A 19,734-nucleotide genomic window follows, 5' to 3' on the forward strand; every position below is an offset into this window, starting at 1 on the left:
TAAGCATTAACCAGAGGGGGATTGACTGCCCAACATCTGGGTAGTCGCATTTACCAATCACGCCCGCGATGATAGTGATGATCACTGTTATCGGGGATAACTTGCGCTTCTTGCATGTTTCAACGACTGACAATATGCGGGAGCGAAACTTTTCACCTCTATCCGAGCTGGTGCCATAGCAGATCTTGCGCATTATCACGCGCTACGCAAACAACGCTCAGCTTCGTTATTGGTCAAAGGTGTGCCTGGGTGAAGCGCTTAATACTGCGCTTTAGTCGTTGCATTCGCCGACGCCACATTATTTCGTCAACTTCACCGGCTTCATATCTATGTTGAGTGCGAAATACGGACTTGAATAGTAATACCAGTCGATTGCCGATACTCGCGGTATGCCCCCTCCCTGAATAATCGGCCATTTGTTGTAAATTACGTTGCACATGGGCAAGGAAAAATTGATGCTGTTCGGGATCAATCCAGTTGTAGCTGGGACATTGGTCACTCACGACAATCGTTGGGTATGCTCTTCACCATTACGATAGTGCATCGTCTCTTTAACATGAACTAATGACGCTTTTTTTTATGTGTTGATGCAAGACTTGGTGCGTCGGCGTCAGCATGCTACTGACTCGCCCTTGCGCTTCAGAAATCAGACCGGTAGAGACATGACTTGCAGTAAACGTTGAATTTTACGTACATTCAGGTGATACAAGCCACTGAGCATAGCCACGTAACTGAGTAATCGTGGCCCATCTGACCTCGGGAGACACTACAGGTAAGGCTCCTTTGCTCACTGTGTTGCACTGCTGACAACGCCCGTAAAATAACTGGTATTCGGTGATATCAAGTGTAGGTTTAGGTCGTTCAAACACCTGATGACGATAGCTTGGAGCCGGGTTGGCAATGACCTCGCCACCACAATCAGAGCAACATGAATCGGGTAAGCAAGCGACTTGCTCATCGGTTGCGCTGAGTTCCGCTAATGGTCTTTTATGCCCCGAGTGTCCAGGTTGAGCGCCAACCTTATTTCCACTACAAGGCGTTTGAGTTTTTTTGCTCTCGGCCTTATCCACAGGGGAGGCAGAGGATGGTGACTTGGATGATTTTCTAGAGCTCAATGTTAGGCGGTCTTCATATTCATGTAACTTTTTCCCACAGTTCTTGAATGAGTCAGTTTGCTTTGTTTTCAACAAGTTCAGCAGCCGTAGGCGGCTCTGTTGCGAATTGATTTTTCTTTTTCATGAAGCCTTTTACATGGCAAAAAGATCATTCAATAGCTATATAATCAAACTTGATCGATCATCAATTGATCATGCCAGTAAGGGGTTGGTGAATGGTTACACAAAGATACATAATGAGGTAATTCGCTTAAATTGAATATGTGATAAAGAGGTTTTTAAAGTTAATCCTCTTTGTTTTCTTATTCAGTTCTCTTTGTGATTAAAAGTTTAAGGTTAACGAATCAACAGACGGCACTAGATTTTTTAAAATGAAAATAGATCTAGTTTATTTGACGGATCTTGAGTTTTTATCAACAAAAGTATATTGCTTTTTAATAAGATCTAGAAACAGCATCGCTCAGAGTAAATATGAAAAACGTAGTCCTAAAAAATTTCACATACCTTTCTTTATTTAATATTATGATGGTTGGATTTCCAATCTTTATATACCCTTTAGTAGTCTCTCGAATTGGAAGTGAATTACTGGGGAAAGTTGTTTTTTATCAAACGTTCGCTTTTTACATTACGGTTGTGGTTAATTTTGGTTTTAATATTACGAGCACAAAAAAAATTGCTAATAATGAAGTGGGAAAACCAAATATTTTATTTTGGGATATATTTCACTTTAAAATTGCTACTTATCTTATTTGTGTAAACATTTTATTTCTAATATTTGATTATTATCAATATGATTTGAAGTTAGTGTTTTTTGTCTTATTAATACCCTTGTATGATGTTTTTGTACCACAGTGGTATTACCATGGGCGACAAACTATGGGGATCATAACTACATTAACGGCAGTTAATCGAGTGGTCATGCTTTTTCTGATTTATTTTTTAGTGCAAAAAGAGCAAGATTATATATTATATGCTGCGATTATATCGGTTATCCCTTTAGTTTTTTCCATTATATCATTTATAGTATTAATTAATGGGAAGGAGGGATTAAATTACGTCAAACCAAATTTGACTAGAATAAGGAGAGAGGTTTCTGAGTCACAAGTCATCTTTTATGCTTCATTATCATCGGTTATTAAAGACAGATCTAATGTTATTCTAATTGGATCATATATTGGCTATACAGAAGTAGCTGCATACGATTTAGTACTTAAACTTATTAATATAATATCAGGTTTTTTTTCAAATTACACTCAGGCTTTTTTTCCTCACATGTCTCAGAGGATGAATGTATCTGAGTTCAAGTCATCCTTGTTTAGATTATCTCTTATCGCATTAATAGTTACAGTTTTTGGCTATATTGTAGTGTTTTATTCTGGAGAGATTTTCGGTTTTTTACGGTTATCTCAATTTGATTTTGCATTTATTACATCAATGAAAGATATCGCGTTTATAGTATTACCAATTATTTTTATTAGGTCTACCTGCTATATGATAGGGCTAGGGGTTTTAATAACATCAGGGTTAACTAAGGAATATGCTAAAAATCTTTGGTACTCTAATTTAGTTTATATGTTATTAATAAGTACACTAGTTATTTTCGAAATGGTTAATATCGATAATTTAAGTTATGTATTAGTAGGCACTCTAATATTTGAATTGTTATACAGAATATATATATGTATAAAACATGATAAATCACATTGGATATTTTAGAGGATTATCTCTAACTAAGTATGTTGAATTGGAAACAAAACAGTAATGAAAGTATCAGTGCTATTATCTGCATATAATGCAGAAGACTTTATTGAGAAAGCAATAAAATCTATTCTTGAACAATCTTATAATAACTTAGAGTTGATTGTTATAAATGATGGTTCTACAGATGGAACTCTGAGCATAATAAATAAATTTAATGACCCTCGATTGGTTCTTATCAATCGTGAAAATAAAGGCCTTACAAAGTCTTTGAATGAAGCTATTGATATTGCAACAGGGGAATACATTTGTAGACAAGATGCAGATGACTACAGTTATAAAAATAGAATTGAGACACAATTGGAGTTTTTGACTGTAACAGGTTCAGATCTGGTTTTTTGTCAAGCTTACGATGGATTAAATGCAATGCCAAAAAGGCATATGCTTAATAAAAAAATCACTGCAAGGCAACTTATTTTCGGTAATGTCTTGACTCATGGTACAGTTTTCGGAAAAGCATTAATATTTAAAGAAAATAGATATGATGAAGATTGGAAGTTTGGGCAAGATTATGAGTTGTGGTTGAGATTGTTAAAGCTTGGCTTCTGTATGAATTGGTCTGAAGATGAATTGTATTTTTTGAAAAAACACGAAAATTCAATCTCAGTCTTAAATGCTAGTAAGCAAGAAGAACTGGCAATTAATGCAATTAGGAAAAATGGCTATAATGATTTATTTTTTATTAGAAAACACGATGGACTAGTTTCAACATTTTTCAAGAAAATTCTTAAAAGATTTATTTTGTTTATTGAAACGTAGCAAATTATTACTTTGCATAATGCAATTTCTGGCAATAATCACATCAAAGACTAATTGATTAATGTACTGATTTTTGAAAGGTTTAGGGTATTGAATATTATGAATAAGGTCCTTTTTGATTTGACCTCAACACAAAGCTCATCAGAGTCACCAGTTCACGGTGGTGGAGAGTATGCTAAATTTGTTTTTTATGCAGCGTTAAAGTTCTCTAAAAGATTAGTGTGTTTTTACGATGCAAAAAGAGAACTAGATAAGAGTATATTTCATAAATGTACTAGTGCTAACGTAGAGCTAATCGCTATTGAATCTCACAAAGATATTTCTGAACTATTAGAACGAGATGACATTCAGACTTTGTATTCAGCTTTACCATATGAATATGACAGCTTAGAACTTCATGGAAAGCGATTTGTTGGAACAGTACATGGAATAAGAAGTGTAGAGTGCCCAACCGACAAATTTGAATATATCTATAAGTTGAGTAAGAAATCACAATTACGATCATTTGTTGGAAATTTAGTTAAAAGTAGATCGTCTAGAAAAGAAAATGCAAAAAAATCTTTTGCAAAGTTGTTGTATAAGAGTAATTTTGAGATTATTACTGACTCAATACATTCAAAGTATAGTATGTTAGCCCATTATCCTGAACTTAATTCAGAAAATATAGTCGTTTTTAGATGTCCATATAACTTCGATAAAACATCTATAAAAGAAAGCTTGAAGTCTCGTGATTATTTTTTACTTGTTAGTGCTAATAGATGGATAAAAAACAACTACAGAAGTATTATTGCTTTAGATCAACTATTTAGTGAACAAAAGTTAGAACAAAACGTAGTTGTTTTAGGTTGTGGTGAGGTAGATTTTTCTAAACATGTCGTCAATCGTGATAAGTTTATTTTCGAAGGTTATGTAGAAGAGACAAAGTTGAATGATTATTTTTCAAATGCTTACGCATTTATATATTCGACTTTAAATGAAGGCTATGGCTACCCACCAATAAAGGCAATGGAATACGGAACTCCAGTTCTCGCATCATCGAATACGAGTGTCCATGAAGTTTGTAAGGATGCGGCAATTTATTTTAACCCTCTTTCTATAAGTGAGTTAAAAACTAGAATTCTAACTTTGGTCAATGAACAATCCCTAAGAGAAAAAATCATTGAAAATGGATTTCAAGTTGTCGAAGATTTGAAGGGAAGTAATCAGATGCAACTGGATGATATAGTGCATTATATTTTTGAAATAAGAGACGAATATGCTTAAAGCTTTAATTACTGGGATTAATGGGCAAGACGGTGCTTATCTGTGTAAGTTGCTTTTATCCAAGGGGTACAAAGTTTATGGCATTGGTAAAGGAAATGCTAAAAGTGTATCGAGGTTAAAGCTGTTAAATGTGCATGAACATCCCAATTTAGTGCTTTTAAGTTGTGATATCAGCCACTATGAACTTATAAGGCAGTTGTTAGCAGAAATTGAACCCGATGAAATATATAATTTTGCCGCATACAGTTTTGTTGCCGATTCTCATAATAATCCTTTATTGTTACATATGGTTACAGCATCTACTCCTATCTTTTTTGCAGAGGCAATTAGAAGCTTAAGACTTAAGTCTAAGTTTTTCCAAGCATCTAGTTCGGAAATTTTTGGTGATTCATATGAAAGCCCACAAACCGAAAAAACACTTTTACAACCAAGAAACCCTTATGGACTAGCAAAATCTTATGCTCATCAAATGCTAGATACATATCGTTCATTGCATTCTATGTTTATAGTAACAGGGATTTTGTATAATCATGAGTCACCATTACGCGATAACCGATTTGTAACAAGAAAGATAACATCAACGGTTGCTGAAATAGCAAAAGGCAATGAAACGATATTAGAAATTGGTAATCTTGATTCTGTGAGAGATTGGGGCTTTGCTGAAGAATATGTGTTTGGCATTTGGTCTGCTATGCAACATAAGATTAGTGATGAATATATATTTTCTACAGGCATTGAAAGTAGCGTGAGAGATTTTATTACCCTATCATTTAGTAGCACAGGGGTTAGGGTTTATTGGAGAGGTGAAGGGATAAATGAAGTAGGTGTCGATGAAAATGAAAAGCTATTAGTTCGAGTCAATAAAGACTTCTATCGAGAAAAAGAAAAAACCAATCTTATTGGTGATTCATCAAAAGCCAAAAATAAGCTAGGCTGGCAGAGCACTGTTACCCTTCAAGAGTTATGCAAGTTGATGGTTGATTTTGACCTCAAATAGAGTTGTTCTGATGAATATATACTAGTGGGGATTCTGTTTTTTATTAAGATACAAGCAGATTGTTGACTAACGTTTATAAGTAATCTGTATCTTTTCTACCATGTATATACAAGCTAAAAATGATAACTAAACGGTTAACATCAAGTGTGTAGATAACTGTAGAAAATGTAAAGTCCACCTTTATTCCCTGCTAAATTCAAGTTCCTTTTTTAGGTATAATATTGACTTAACCATGCTCTCATTAATTGGCTGAGTTTCTTTTGTTTCGATTTGTAAAGTTATAGTCATTGAATTTAAGTTTGCTTTTTTGACACTTTCTAATATTTAGTTCAAACAGTATAAGTACTGTTGTTTTTAATGTGATTTATTTTTTTTGAAAAAATATCATTTATTCAGTTTAGCGGTTTAATATGTATTTTTCAGAACTCAGTTTTAAAAGGTAGTTAGCGTATGAAAAAGGCTTTAATTACGGGGATTACGGGTCAAGATGGCTCATATCTAGCAGAATTATTATTAGAAAAAGGTTATGAAGTCCACGGCATTAAACGTCGTGCATCTTCATTAAACACTGAACGTGTTGACCATATATATCAAGATAACCATGAAATAAATCAAAAGTTTTTCTTACATTATGGCGATTTAACGGATTCATCTAACCTGACACGTATCCTTAAAGACGTACAGCCTGATGAAGTCTACAATTTAGGTGCCCAGTCCCACGTTGCAGTTTCATTTGAATGCCCTGAATATACAGCGGATGTAGATGCAATGGGGACATTACGTTTACTTGAAGCGATTCGGTTTTTAGGGCTTGAGAAAAAAACTAAATTCTATCAAGCGTCAACATCTGAGCTTTACGGTGAAGTACAAGAAACGCCACAACGTGAAACAACGCCATTTCACCCACGCTCACCGTATGCAGTAGCAAAGATGTATGCATACTGGATTGTAGTAAACTATCGTGAATCTTATGGTATGTATGCGTGCAACGGAATTCTATTTAACCATGAATCGCCACGTCGTGGGGAAACGTTTGTTACACGGAAAATAACCCGGGCAATTACCAATATCTCACAAGGCTTAGAGCAGTGCTTATACCTAGGTAACATGGATGCATTACGTGACTGGGGTCACGCTAAAGACTATGTACGCATGCAGTGGATGATGTTACAACAAGATGTAGCGGATGACTTCGTTATTGCAACAGGTAAACAAATCTCGGTGCGTGAATTTGTACGCATGTCAGCGCAGAATGTAGGTATCGAACTTGAATTTACAGGCGCAGGAATGAATGAAATCGCAACAGTTGTGGAAATAACTGGTGATAAAGCCAGAGGTGTATCAGTAGGAGATGTTATTGTTAAAGTCGACACACGTTATTTCCGTCCTGCTGAAGTAGAAACACTGCTTGGTGACCCATCAAAAGCAAAAGAAAAATTAGGCTGGGTACCAAAAATTACCGTTGAAGAAATGTGTGCTGAAATGGTTGAAAACGACCTAGAAAAAGCAAAACGTCACGCATTACTGAAAGCGCACGGTTATTCTGTTTCAGTAACAAAAGAAAGCTAATCATGACTAAACGTATCTATGTAGCAGGTCATCGCGGTATGGTTGGTTCAGCAATCGTGCGCCAACTTGAGGCGAAAGGTGATGTTGAGCTTGTGTTGAGAACCCGCAGCGAACTTGATTTAACCAATCAAGCCGCTGTGAATGCATTTTTTGACACTGAATCAATTGACCAAGTGTATTTAGCCGCGGCGAAAGTTGGTGGTATTATGGGAAATAATACTTATCCTGCGGATTTTATTTATGAAAATCTGATGGTTCAAAGTAATGTTATTAGTGCCGCGCACAATGCGAACGTACAAGATTTACTGTTTCTTGGGTCATCTTGTATCTACCCAAGACTTGCTCAGCAGCCAATGGATGAATCGGTGCTGTTAACCGGTACATTGGAACCTACCAATGAACCCTATGCAGTAGCCAAAATTGCAGGTATTAAATTGTGCGAATCTTACAATCGTCAATACGGTCGGAACTATCGCAGTGTTATGCCAACCAACTTGTATGGCCCGCACGATAACTTTCACCCAGAAAATTCGCATGTTATTCCTGCTTTATTACGTCGTTTCCACGAAGCAACGTTAAACAATGACAGTGAAGTAATAGCATGGGGTAGTGGTAAACCTATGCGTGAGTTTTTATATGTTGATGATATGGCGGATGCATCTATTCATGTGATGAATTTAGATAAAAGTATGTATGATGAAAATACAGAGCCGATGCTTAGCCATATCAATGTCGGCACTGGTGTTGATTGTACAATTAGAGAGCTAGTTGAGACAGTTGCTAAAGTTGTCGGGTTTAAAGGTAGCATTAGTTTTGATTCAACAAAGCCAGATGGTGCACCAAGAAAATTAATGAACGTAGATAGGTTGAAATCTTTAGGTTGGCAATATTCTGTTGAGTTAGAAAAAGGTTTGAATTTAGCTTATCAGTGGTTCGTTGACAATCAAAATAAGTTTAGAGGTTAGTTGAATGAAAATCTTAGTTACAGGTGGTGCTGGCTTTATTGGCTCTGCTGTTATTCGTCATATTATAAAAAATACTAATGATTCAGTTATCAACCTTGATAAACTAACCTACGCAGGTAATTTAGAATCATTATTAGAAGTATCAAATTCAGAACGTTATGTTTTCGAACAAGTTGATATTTGTAATAGAACTGAATTAGAACGTGTTTTTTCTGAACATAAACCTGATGCGTTAATGCATTTGGCCGCGGAATCTCATGTTGACCGCTCTATTGACGGCCCCGCTGCTTTTATCGAAACCAATATTGTTGGTACTTATCAATTATTAGAAGCAACTCGCCAATATTGGTTAACATTAGATGAGCAACAAAAATCAGCTTTCCGTTTTCATCACATATCTACCGATGAAGTTTATGGTGATTTAGAAGGTACAACAGATCTATTCACTGAAAACACCTCTTATGAGCCAAGTAGTCCATACTCTGCATCAAAAGCATCTAGTGACCATTTGGTTCGAACTTGGTTGCGCACATATGGCTTACCGACGATTATTACCAATTGTTCAAACAATTATGGACCTTATCATTTTCCTGAAAAGCTTATCCCATTAGTTATTCTTAATGCATTAGAAGGAAAACTTTTGCCTATTTATGGCAAAGGGGAGCAAATTCGTGACTGGTTATATGTGGAAGATCATGCTCGCGCATTATATAAAGTGGTAACAGAAGGGAACATTGGCGAAACTTATAATGTTGGCGGTCATAACGAAAAACGGAATATTGAAGTAGTTGAAACTATTTGTGATATATTAAATGAGTTAGTGCCACAACAAACGGACTATAAAGAGCAAATAACTTTTGTAAAAGACCGGCCAGGGCATGATATGCGTTATGCCATTGATGCAAGTAAAATTGAAAAAGAGCTGGATTGGACCCCTATTGAAACTTTTGAAACAGGTTTAAGAAAAACAGTCGAATGGTATCTTGAAAATAAAACTTGGTGCCAACATGTTCAAGACGGATCTTATAATCGTGAGCGTTTAGGAGTTTAATAATGAAAGGTATTGTATTAGCGGGTGGCTCAGGTACGCGTTTGTATCCGATTACAAAAGGTGTCTCAAAGCAGTTGTTACCTGTATATGATAAACCGATGATCTATTATCCATTATCGGTATTAATGCTTGCAGGTATTAGAGATATTTTAATTATTACAACACCTGAAGATCAAGATGGATTTATTCGTTTATTAGGTAATGGCAGAGATTTTGGTATTAATTTAAGTTATGAAATACAGCATAGCCCTGATGGTTTAGCGCAAGCATTTATTATCGGAGAAGCGTTTATTGGCGATGATTCGGTTTGCTTAGTACTTGGTGATAACCTTTTTTGGGGGCAAGGCTTTTCTCCAATGTTACAAAAAGCTGCTTCACTAACCGAAGGCGCTACAGTTTTTGGCTATCAAGTACAAGATCCGGAACGCTTTGGTGTTGTTGATTTTGATGATAATATGAAGGCTCTTTCAATTGAAGAGAAACCATTGAAACCTAAGTCAAACTATGCTGTTACAGGGCTTTACTTCTACAGTAATAGTGTTATTGATATAGCCAAAAACGTAAAACCATCAGTCCGAGGTGAACTTGAGATTACTAGTATTAATCAAGTTTATTTGGAGAAGGGTTTATTAAATGTTGAGTTACTTGGTCGAGGATTTGCTTGGTTAGATACAGGAACACACGAAACTCTACTAGACTCGGCTATGTTTGTGGAGACTATTGAGCGTAGACAAGGATACAAAATTGCCTGTTTAGAAGAGATTGCTTTTAACAATGGTTGGTTAAGTTCTGAGAAAATAAGTGAATTAGCGAAACCTATGATGAAAAATAGTTATGGCCAGTATTTGATGGCTTTGGCGAATGAAAACAAATGAGTCTAATAAAAATAATTGATTTCAAATCGTTAGGTGATGAACGAGGTGACCTTGTTTCGCTTGAAGGAAATAAAGACATTCCGTTTGATATTAAACGTGTTTACTATATTTTTGGTACAGAATCTTCTGTGTCGCGTGGTTTTCATGCGCATAAAAATTTACAGCAAGTAGCCATTTGCGTTAAGGGGAGTTGTAAAATTATTCTTGACGATGGCAATATAAGAGAAGATGTTATACTTAATTCACCTTTTAAAGGATTATATATAAACTCGATGAAGTGGCGTGAAATGCATGACTTTAGTGAAGATTGTGTTTTGATGGTTTTAGCTTCATCTTTTTATGACGAAGCGGACTATATACGTGATTATCAAGAATTTATAAAAATAGCTAGCTATGATTCATAACTTATCTGATGTACAGTCAAAAAGTATTGGTGAAGGCACAAATATTTGGCAATTTTGCGTGGTATTACCTAATGCTGTTATTGGTCATAACTGTAATGTTTGCTCACATTGTTTAATTGAAAATAACGTAGTTATTGGTAATAACGTCACTATTAAGAGTGGTGTGCAGATATGGGATGGTATAATCATAGAAGACAATGTATTCATTGGTCCTAATGTTACTTTTACTAATGACAAATCACCTCGATCAAAGCAATATCCTGATGAATTTCTAACAACTGTTGTTAAAAATAATGCTTCAATTGGAGCGAATGCAACTATTCTTCCCGGTGTGACAATTGGTGAGTTTTCTATGGTTGGTGCTGGCGCTGTTGTGATAAAAGATGTAAAACCACATTCTACTGTTGTTGGTAACCCAGCTAGAGAAATAATAAAATGATACCATTTTTAAATTTGAAAAAAATTAATGCTCAGTATAGTGATGATTTAAAAGAAGCATGCTCAAGGGTCATAGATTCAGGGTGGTACCTTATGGGGCAGGAGCTAAAGACTTTTGAAAATGATTTTGCAAACTATTGTGACACTGACTTTTCTGTCGGCGTTGCTAATGGCCTTGATGCATTAACCCTCACGTTACGCGCTTGGAAAGAGCTTGGGAAACTAAACGATGGTGACGAAGTTATAGTACAGGCAAATACTTATATTGCCTCTGTGTTAGCGATTACAGAGAATAATCTCATTCCCGTATTAGTTGAAGCCAATGAGTTAACATTTAACTTATGCCCTGAGGTTGTAAGAAAAGCAATTACGAGAAAAACTAAAGTGATTTTACCCGTTCATTTATATGGACAGCTTTCGCCAATGGCTGAACTCATGGTGATCGCCGATGAGTATAATTTACTGGTATTAGAGGACTGTGCACAAGCACATGGTGCTATTATCGATGGAAAAAAAGCGGGAAGTTGGGGCCATGCAGGAGCTTTTAGTTTTTATCCCGGGAAGAATCTTGGGGCGCTTGGCGATGCTGGAGCAGTAACAACAAGCAATGAGGTACTAGCGAAAACTATAAGGGCGTTAGGTAATTATGGTTCATACAAACGATACGAGAATACGTATCAAGGTGTTAATAGTCGTTTAGATGAAATTCAAGCCGCTATGCTAAGTGTAAAACTAAAGCATTTATCAGGGCAAATCACCGCGCGTAGAAAAATAGCAAATACTTATCTTGATGGTATCTCTAACCCCGCGATTATTTTACCAAAAGTAGAAAAGCAAGAAGGGCATGTCTGGCATTTGTTTGTAATAAAATCATTTAAACGAAATGAGTTATCTCGGTACTTATTAGATGCTGGTATTGAGACTATTATACATTATCCTATAGCTCCTCATAATCAAGATGCTTACAGCGGAAAAATATCGCATGCTGAATTGCCCTTGACCGAAAAGTTACACGATACTGTTTTATCATTACCAATTGACCCAACAATGAGTATTGATGATGTTAATTATATCATTGAGACTATCAACGGCTTTGAATAATCAATAGCAGAAATTAAATATAATAATATAGCGCTGGATTTAATCTAGGGCTATTCATAATATCCAACTCACCATAAATAATTTAACTACGTCAACTGAAATATAAGCCTTTTATAGATAATATCCTTTTGTTTGTTTGTTTGTTTGTTTGTTTGTTTGTGAATATGGATGGTTGTCGAAAAACTCAGATGTAAATAAATTATTATCATGATTTTCAGCTTAACGATGGCGAACTATGAACCTTAATAAGATCAAACAAAAACTAAAAAAAATTAAATTAATAAAGAAAATTTATGAAATGGCTTTTCAACGGCCTATATATAACTACTTTGGCACAAATTATAAAAAAAAGATGCTGTTCTCTTATAGCACGTACCATTTTAATAAGAGTAATTATACATCACATTCCAATTACCAAGAATCAAAGTTAATTGCGACTATTTTTGATCGTTTGGGGTATCAGGTCGATATCATAAATAATGATCGTAAACATTCTGCTTGCCTAGAGGAATATGAAGTTATTTTTGGCGAGGGCATTCCAATGTACCAGGCTGTCGAAAGTAATGTGAATGCAACCGTTATTTATTATGGTACAGGCTCTCATCCGTGGCAGTGTAGTAACTCTTCATTGTCAAGAGTTGTTGATTTTTATAAAATTCATAAAGTTTCAGCTCTAAGATCTGCACGAATTAATGATTACCGTTGGGGCTTAGCCGCCACTATGGCCGACTATGTTATTTGTATTGGTAATGAAACCACCCGGGAAACATTCATAGAAAATGGCGCGAAAGTTGTTTTTCCGTTGGATCCAACATTTATTAAAGAAACTGATAATGAGTGTTTTGTTGAAAATAAAAATATGAATGAGGCTAAAAAACATGCGTTATGGTTTGGCAGTTATGGTTTGTTACATAAAGGACTTGACATTGCAATAGAGGCTTTTCGTGCTAAACCCGATTGGACTTTACATGTATGCGGTTATACTGCTGCTGAAGAGAAAATACTTCGAACGATCAACCCTCCTAGTAATGTAATTATACATGGTTTTGTAAACGTTTTATCTGATTCGTTTAAAAAAATTGCTATGCAATGTGGTTTTGTTATTCTTCCTTCTTGCTCTGAAGGCACTGCAACTGCAATTATTACTGCTGTCGGCAATGGTGCAATGATTCCCATTGTAACTGCTGAATGTGGCTTTGATATTGAAGATTTCGGTTTTAACATTAAGCTCAATAAAGAGTCTGTTATTGATACCATGATAAGTATTGATACTATGCCAGAAGACGTATTACAGCAGATGGCAATATCAGCTAATACCGCTATTAGGGAAAGGTATACGTTGGATAAATTTGAAACAAATATTGAATCACATATCAATAAATTGTTAGCGGATTACAGTGAATATAATAGATAGAGTAGCTATTCTCTGAGAGGATAGCTTTCATCTATATTTAGTTATCAGTACTACTTCTTGTGCGTAAATATTCTTTATCTATGTATTTTATACAAAGGAATAAAAGTGTTTCTAACTTGGTTTATATTTTTAGTTGGTATTGTCCTTATTTTAAGAGATATCAGGCTTTCTAATTATCGCGTGCTATTAAATCCATTTTTTTGGGCTGTTTTTTGTTCAATATTATACTTAATTATCCCTGCTTTTTTTATCTTTGAAATTGATTTGTACTTCAGCTGGGGCATAGATAAAGATTCTATCTTTTTTGCGCAGTTATTAGTATTTAACTTTTTTATGTTTTTATGTACGTTATATTATTTTTACCCTTCTTATCGCCTCGCTTCAGAGACAGATAATGTTGAACAGACTACGGGGGTATTTATTAAAATTCTTTGGTTTGTAATATGTATATATACCTGTTTTGCGCTATATAAATCTATTCAATCAGGGGTGTTATTGAATGCATTTATATATGATTTTGAGCAGGATGACCCGTATAAATTAAAAAGTATCGCATACCTGCTAATACCTGTGTCGATATATATGTTTGCAAGTACTCGAAACTATCTGGTGTTTTTACCAAACTTAATTATTGTGGCTCTAGATTTAATGAACGGCAGTAGGACAATCGCACTAATTGTTCTTTTACCCGTTGTCATAACGTTCTGTATTAGCCGTAAGCGTCTATATGCAATCCCTGGTTTTTTATTGCTAGCTGGAATGTTAGTGCTCGGTGTTCTTCGAATGCCTACTGGTACTTCTGTTGGAGATATTCCTTGGTATATAAGTGCCTTGGGTGAGTTCCGAGAAACGTATCTTACATTGCCATTGTATATTGGCAATGATAGTTTCATAGGCGTAGGAAGTTGGGATAATAGAGCTGCTATTTTCTTTCAAGGAATATTGCAACCGTTTAGAAGTTATATAAATGAGGGGTATGTTTATGGCGGTTCCTATATGGCTAAAGATATTGGCCGAGGGTATGGTTTAGGGTCTAATTTTTTAATAGCAATCTTATATTATGGCTATCAATATTTATTTATCACGATTCCTTTATTTGCTGGGTTATTGGTATTTTTTTATCACTTTGTTGCCAAACTCAGCATGGTTGAAAAATTAGTTATGGTCTGCTTATTAATAATTTTTATCCGTTTAATTATCAGAGAAGGGTTATACGGCAGTTTGGGGATGTTGTGTTTTATTTGTATGTTTTATTGGCTCCCGATTTATATCTTGTCAAAAATAAAGGTTAAAAATCTACTTTTATAAATCTCTATTAATATAGATATTTTAGAGTTGCTTTCGTAGGGGATAAAGGTAATGGCATATTTTCATACCTTCAATTTTTTATTGCTTGAAGTATGACTGTTGAATATACGATCAGAAGAACATTGTAGAAACTAGATTAAAAACTGCTGATAACAGTTTTTAAATTTAGGTTGTTGGGGGGCGTTGTTTTTAATACATGAGTTTATGTACCCTCTAAAGCTAACATTTAATCATAAAGTAAGAGCTAGAATGAAATTTAGAAATGATATAAACGGTCTTAGGGCTATAGCGGTCTTACCTGTTATTTTTTTTCATGCAGGGGTTATTGGATTTAACGGTGGATTTTTAGGAGTTGATGTTTTTTTTGTCATTAGTGGTTTTCTAATTACGGCAAATATCATTAAAAGCCAAAAAAGTGATAGTTTTTCGTTATTAAGTTTTTATGATAAGCGGGCAAGAAGAATCTTACCTCCTTTAATTCTCACTCTACTTATAACAACGGTCTTTTCGTTTGTATTTATGCTTCCTTACGATCTGAAAAATTTCGGTCAATCTTTAGTTTCAACTTCATTTGCCGCAAATAATATACTACTCTATTTAACATCAGGTTATTGGAGCTTAGCTAGCGAATTCAAACCTTTATACCACACATGGTCTTTAGCGGTTGAAGAACAATACTATTTTATACTTCCCATAATTTTTATCTTGCTTTTGAAAAAACAAAAGTGTCTCAAAGTTACTGTAATTCTATTTTTCATTATTAGTTTTTTATCAAGCTATTTAATTGAAAATAAAGAATTTAATTTTTTAATGATCATCACTAGATTTTGGGAGCTTTGTGCGGGTTCATTACTCGCGATGTACATGAAAGAGCGAGTGACAACTAAAAACGATGCGATGTCAATAATAGGTTTGTTTTTTATTTTATATTCGTATTACAACCCATATATATTATCAAATAACTCAGCCATTATTAATTTAGCACCAGTTTTAGGGACGCTAATGGTTATCGCTTTTACTAAACCTAATAGCATAATTTACAAAATTCTTAGTACAAAATTAATAATTATTATTGGATTATCAAGCTATAGTATTTATTTATTACACCAGCCTATATTATCCTTTATAAGGTTAGCGACTGAAGGACAGGTTGGATCTTATAAGCAATTGATGTGGGCATTACTTTCAATCCCATTAGGTTACTTATCTTGGCGATTCGTAGAATCACCGTTCAGGAATAAAAAGGTAGTGTCAAATAAAGTGTTTTATAGTCTAATTGCACTTTGTTTTATGTCTTTTATATCTCTAGGACTTTTTCTCAATAAATCTTATGGAATGCAGCAATATTATGTATTCAGTAAGTATTCATACGGAGTAAACCCTCAAGCTTATGCAGATAGACCATATTCTTTAGCTAAACACAATTTCGAATCTGATGGTCAAAAGATGTTAATTATAGGGAACTCTTTTGCGAGAGATATTTATAATGCGCTAAAAGAGAATGATGCAACAGATGGATATGAAGTCATTTACCTTGCTAATTACAATAACGATATAAGTTTATCGAGAAACCTATTAAGCCATGCCGACGTGACAATTTTAGTGTCATCTTCAGGAATGGCTAATAAAATAATAGCCCCTTCTACTTTAAAGGCTAGTGCGATCGAAAGTAAAAACGAAATGGATAAATACTCAAATGGTAATTATTATTATGTAGGAACCAAGAACTTTGGTTTTAACAATAACTTCATAAAGCAAATTAATTGGGATAGTTCAAAAAATTATATGGTTGAGATAAATAAAAGTAATATTTATGCCGATAAAATTGAGTCCAATATATTCGCTGATAATTATATTAATCTGCTGGAATTATTTAGAGAAAAAAATAAAACACGAATTTTTACTGATGATCATCGGTTTATTAGTTTTGATACTGATCATATAACTAAAGATGGCGCCTTGTTTTTAGGGAAACGTATTTTAAAAACAACGAAACTTAAAAATATTATATTATAATATTTTATCTTGTTGACTCAAAAGGCGCAATCAAACAATAGTAAGCTTAAATTAAACATTAGAGAGTATAAATGAATCAAGAAGTCCCATTAATTAGTGTAATAGTACCCGTGTATAACCATGCTAATTATATCGCAGAGTGCTTGAAATCTTTAATAAATCAAGATTATCCTAATGTTGAAATAATTATATGTGACGATGGTTCTAGTGATAACTCTGTAGAAGTTATTAAAGAGTGGGTTTCAAATAATCCTGATGCCAATATTTCTTTTTTTGAACAGGAAAATAAAGGAGTATGCCGAACATTAAATAAATTAATTCAGCTTACTTCTGGCGAGTATATAAGCCTGTGTGCTAGTGATGATGTTTTAACGAGTGATAGTTTATCTGCTAGGTATCATTTCTTGGCAAATAAAAGAGAAAGTGCTGTTATCTCTGATTCATTCACGATAGATGAGTATTCCAAGGTAACTGACTCAAGTAGTATTTCTCATTTATACCGAGGCAATCTCAATAAGTTACAAGATGATATTGTGAATGAATGTGTTTATAATTGGGCAATTGCCGGGCCTGTTTTGTTAATCAAGAAATCATTATATAACTCAGTCGGTTTATACGATGAAACACTATTGACTGAAGATCGTGATTTTTACCTTAGGCTGTTAGCTGGAGGTCATCTAACCTTCATTAATCAACCTCTTGCAAAGTACAGAGTACATTCTGGAAATGCCAGTAGAAGTGGTATCAAAAAACGTTTGTTGATAAGCAAGCAAGTAGCATTGTCCAATATTAAAAATGCACCTTTATTCTCTGGTGCTAAAAAGTTTTTTCTGATGAGCCATAAGCTCGATTTGCTTTTAATTAAACTTTTGGGAAGTAATAACTTTTGTTTTATCATTCTTAGCCTTTACAGAGCTTCAAGATACTATTTTACCAAACTACTTAGATTGTTAAATATTATTTGATAAATACATTAACCATTGATCATTAGCATTTATTTATCAAATTGAGAAAACCATATGAAAGTTTCAATAATCACTGTTTGTTTTAATTCAGAAAAAACTATAGAAGACACATTAAAGTCTATCAAGTCACAAATATATTCTAATATCGAACATATCGTCATTGATGGCTTATCTAAAGATAAGACGAATCAAATAGTCAGTAAATATAGTGATACTGTAGCTATCCATCTAAGTGAAAAAGATAATGGTCTTTATGATGCTATGAACAAAGGTATCTCTTTAGCGACAGGAGATATAGTTGGAATTTTAAATTCAGATGATGTGTTAGCCGATAAATATGTAATAGATAAAATTGTTGCCGGCTTTGATGGGGATAATATAGACGCGGTATACTCTGATCTTATTTATGTATCTGAATATGATTTAAATAAACCAACAAGATTGTATAGCTCTAAAATTTTTAGTAAAAGAATGATTAAATTTGGATTAATGCTACCACACCCTACTTTTTATGTACGTAAAAGGTGTTATGACGAATTTGGAGGGTATAAAACTAATTATCGTGTAGCTGCCGATTTTGAACTATTAACAAGGTTTATGAGTAAGGGAATTAAATCAATTAGATTACCTATTATCTCTGTGAAAATGCGAGAGGGAGGAATAAGCTCTAGTGGTTTGTTATGGCGGGTACATCAAAACTTTGAGATTGTTAGGGCTTGTAAAGAAAATGGCATTTATTCTAATATATTCTTCGTAATGCTAAAGCTTCCCTATAAGTTACTAACTCTTTCTACACGATGGTTTGTTAAGGCTCCATCATGAAAATATTAGTCACTGGTTCAAGTGGTTTTATTGGCAATATTCTCAGTCAATATCTCGAACATAAACACTCGATTATAAGGCACGGTAGACAAGGCGTTATTGCGTCTGCCGATAACCTATGTCGCGTTAATATCAATAATAATAGTAATTGGGAGCAATGTTTACAAAATGTAAACGCAATAGTACATCTTGCTGCTGTAGCTCATAATAAATCAAATGATCCTGACTACATTAATGAAGTGAATGTTAAAGGTACCATTAATCTTGCCCAGCAGGCCGTTAAGATGGGGGTGAAGCGCTTTGTTTTTATCAGTTCAATCGGAGTGTTGGGTAATGATACAAATAATGCTAAACCATTTGATGAGCATTCTAATGTATTGCCACACTCGGAATACGCACAATCGAAGCTTGATGCTGAAAATGCACTGCTGAAAATAGCTGAGGAAACAGATCTTGAAGTTATTATTATTCGTCCTGTATTAGTTTATGGAAAAGGTGCTCCAGGGAATTTCGATAAGCTTGCTAGTTTAGTAAATAAAGTACCTATATTGCCTTTTGCTTTATGTGATAATAAGCGGAGTTTTATTTCAGTAGATAATTTAGCTGATTTTATTTCTGTTTGTCTAGAACACCCTAAAGCTAAAAATGAAGTTTTTTGCATTTCAGATGGTGTTGATGTTTCTATAAAAGAATTTACTAACGAAATTGCTAAAGGTTTACATACCGGTCTATTACAAGTTCCAATACCAAATTATATCTTTAATTTGATAGGGAAAATTACCAGTAGAAAGGCTCAAATTGATCAATTAATTGGGGACCTACAGGTTAACACAAACAAGGCTAAAACATTGCTTGATTGGACACCCCCTTTTACTATGGCTGACACGCTTAGTCGGTTAACTAGGAAAATATAA

The 19,734-nt window shown here is 34.4% G+C and carries 17 protein-coding genes and 1 pseudogene; 17 read left to right on the plus strand and 1 reads right to left on the minus strand.

Annotation, left to right across the window (positions count from 1 at the left end; genetic code table 11):
* Positions 1-31 precede the first annotated feature (31 nt).
* Positions 32-1,239: pseudogene (locus SVI_RS21030) on the minus strand (DUF6444 domain-containing protein); the annotation flags it as partial.
* A 347-nt stretch (positions 1,240-1,586) separates the two neighbouring features.
* On the opposite strand from SVI_RS21030, the gene SVI_RS06840 reads away from it, so the two are divergent.
* The 17 genes from SVI_RS06840 to SVI_RS06920 all read left to right on the plus strand — a co-directional run bounded on the left by SVI_RS06840 (position 1,587) and on the right by SVI_RS06920 (position 19,734).
* Complete coding sequence (locus tag SVI_RS06840) at positions 1,587-2,831, plus strand: oligosaccharide flippase family protein (protein WP_013050753.1); 1,245 nt, start codon at positions 1,587-1,589, stop codon at positions 2,829-2,831.
* A 45-nt stretch (positions 2,832-2,876) separates the two neighbouring features.
* Positions 2,877-3,632 carry a glycosyltransferase family 2 protein gene (locus SVI_RS06845; RefSeq protein WP_013050754.1) on the plus strand — a complete coding sequence of 252 codons (756 nt, stop codon included), beginning with the start codon at positions 2,877-2,879 and terminating at the stop codon, positions 3,630-3,632.
* 99 nt (positions 3,633-3,731) lie between these two features.
* A complete protein-coding gene (locus SVI_RS06850; RefSeq protein ID WP_041419758.1) occupies positions 3,732-4,895 on the plus strand; it encodes a glycosyltransferase in 1,164 nt (387 codons plus the stop codon).
* Positions 4,888-5,892, plus strand: a complete 1,005-nt coding sequence (locus tag SVI_RS06855; protein ID WP_013050756.1) for a GDP-mannose 4,6-dehydratase — start codon at positions 4,888-4,890, stop codon at positions 5,890-5,892. Before SVI_RS06850 ends, SVI_RS06855 begins: the two co-directional genes overlap by 8 nt.
* A gap of 450 nt (positions 5,893-6,342) precedes the next feature.
* A complete protein-coding gene (gene gmd / locus SVI_RS06860) occupies positions 6,343-7,461 on the plus strand; it encodes a GDP-mannose 4,6-dehydratase (protein WP_013050757.1) in 1,119 nt (372 codons plus the stop codon).
* Between the two features lie 2 nt (positions 7,462-7,463).
* Positions 7,464-8,426: a GDP-L-fucose synthase gene (fcl, locus tag SVI_RS06865; RefSeq protein ID WP_013050758.1), complete on the plus strand. Its 963-nt coding sequence runs from the start codon at positions 7,464-7,466 to the stop codon at positions 8,424-8,426.
* Positions 8,427-8,430: 4 nt separating this feature from the next.
* Positions 8,431-9,477 (plus strand): dTDP-glucose 4,6-dehydratase, encoded by a 1,047-nt coding sequence (rfbB, locus tag SVI_RS06870; protein WP_013050759.1) that lies wholly within the window; start codon positions 8,431-8,433, stop codon positions 9,475-9,477.
* 2 nt (positions 9,478-9,479) lie between these two features.
* Positions 9,480-10,352 (plus strand): glucose-1-phosphate thymidylyltransferase RfbA, encoded by an 873-nt coding sequence (gene rfbA / locus SVI_RS06875; protein ID WP_013050760.1) that lies wholly within the window; start codon positions 9,480-9,482, stop codon positions 10,350-10,352.
* A complete protein-coding gene (locus SVI_RS06880; RefSeq protein ID WP_013050761.1) occupies positions 10,349-10,756 on the plus strand; it encodes a sugar 3,4-ketoisomerase in 408 nt (135 codons plus the stop codon). Before rfbA ends, SVI_RS06880 begins: the two co-directional genes overlap by 4 nt.
* Positions 10,746-11,195 carry an acyltransferase gene (locus tag SVI_RS06885; RefSeq protein WP_013050762.1) on the plus strand — a complete coding sequence of 150 codons (450 nt, stop codon included), beginning with the start codon at positions 10,746-10,748 and terminating at the stop codon, positions 11,193-11,195. The genes SVI_RS06880 and SVI_RS06885 overlap by 11 nt, the downstream gene beginning before the upstream one ends.
* The gene (locus SVI_RS06890) at positions 11,192-12,295 is read left to right on the plus strand and encodes a DegT/DnrJ/EryC1/StrS family aminotransferase (protein ID WP_013050763.1); all 1,104 of its coding nucleotides are present in this window, start codon (positions 11,192-11,194) and stop codon (positions 12,293-12,295) included. Before SVI_RS06885 ends, SVI_RS06890 begins: the two co-directional genes overlap by 4 nt.
* A 235-nt stretch (positions 12,296-12,530) precedes the next feature.
* Positions 12,531-13,709 carry a glycosyltransferase gene (locus tag SVI_RS06895; RefSeq protein WP_013050764.1) on the plus strand — a complete coding sequence of 393 codons (1,179 nt, stop codon included), beginning with the start codon at positions 12,531-12,533 and terminating at the stop codon, positions 13,707-13,709.
* A gap of 105 nt (positions 13,710-13,814) precedes the next feature.
* The gene (locus SVI_RS06900) at positions 13,815-15,017 is read left to right on the plus strand and encodes a hypothetical protein (protein ID WP_013050765.1); all 1,203 of its coding nucleotides are present in this window, start codon (positions 13,815-13,817) and stop codon (positions 15,015-15,017) included.
* A gap of 249 nt (positions 15,018-15,266) precedes the next feature.
* On the plus strand, positions 15,267-17,033 hold the full coding sequence (locus SVI_RS20685; RefSeq protein WP_013050766.1) for an acyltransferase family protein: 1,767 nt from the start codon (positions 15,267-15,269) through the stop codon (positions 17,031-17,033).
* 71 nt (positions 17,034-17,104) lie between these two features.
* Positions 17,105-17,998, plus strand: coding sequence for a glycosyltransferase (locus tag SVI_RS06910; protein ID WP_013050767.1), 894 nt, complete (start codon positions 17,105-17,107; stop codon positions 17,996-17,998).
* 54 nt (positions 17,999-18,052) lie between these two features.
* Complete coding sequence (locus SVI_RS06915; protein WP_013050768.1) at positions 18,053-18,820, plus strand: glycosyltransferase family 2 protein; 768 nt, start codon at positions 18,053-18,055, stop codon at positions 18,818-18,820.
* Complete coding sequence (locus SVI_RS06920; RefSeq protein ID WP_013050769.1) at positions 18,817-19,734, plus strand: NAD-dependent epimerase/dehydratase family protein; 918 nt, start codon at positions 18,817-18,819, stop codon at positions 19,732-19,734. The genes SVI_RS06915 and SVI_RS06920 overlap by 4 nt, the downstream gene beginning before the upstream one ends.

The sequence above is a fragment of the Shewanella violacea DSS12 genome (assembly GCF_000091325.1).
In the GTDB taxonomy this organism is placed as follows: Bacteria; Pseudomonadota; Gammaproteobacteria; order Enterobacterales; family Shewanellaceae; genus Shewanella; species Shewanella violacea.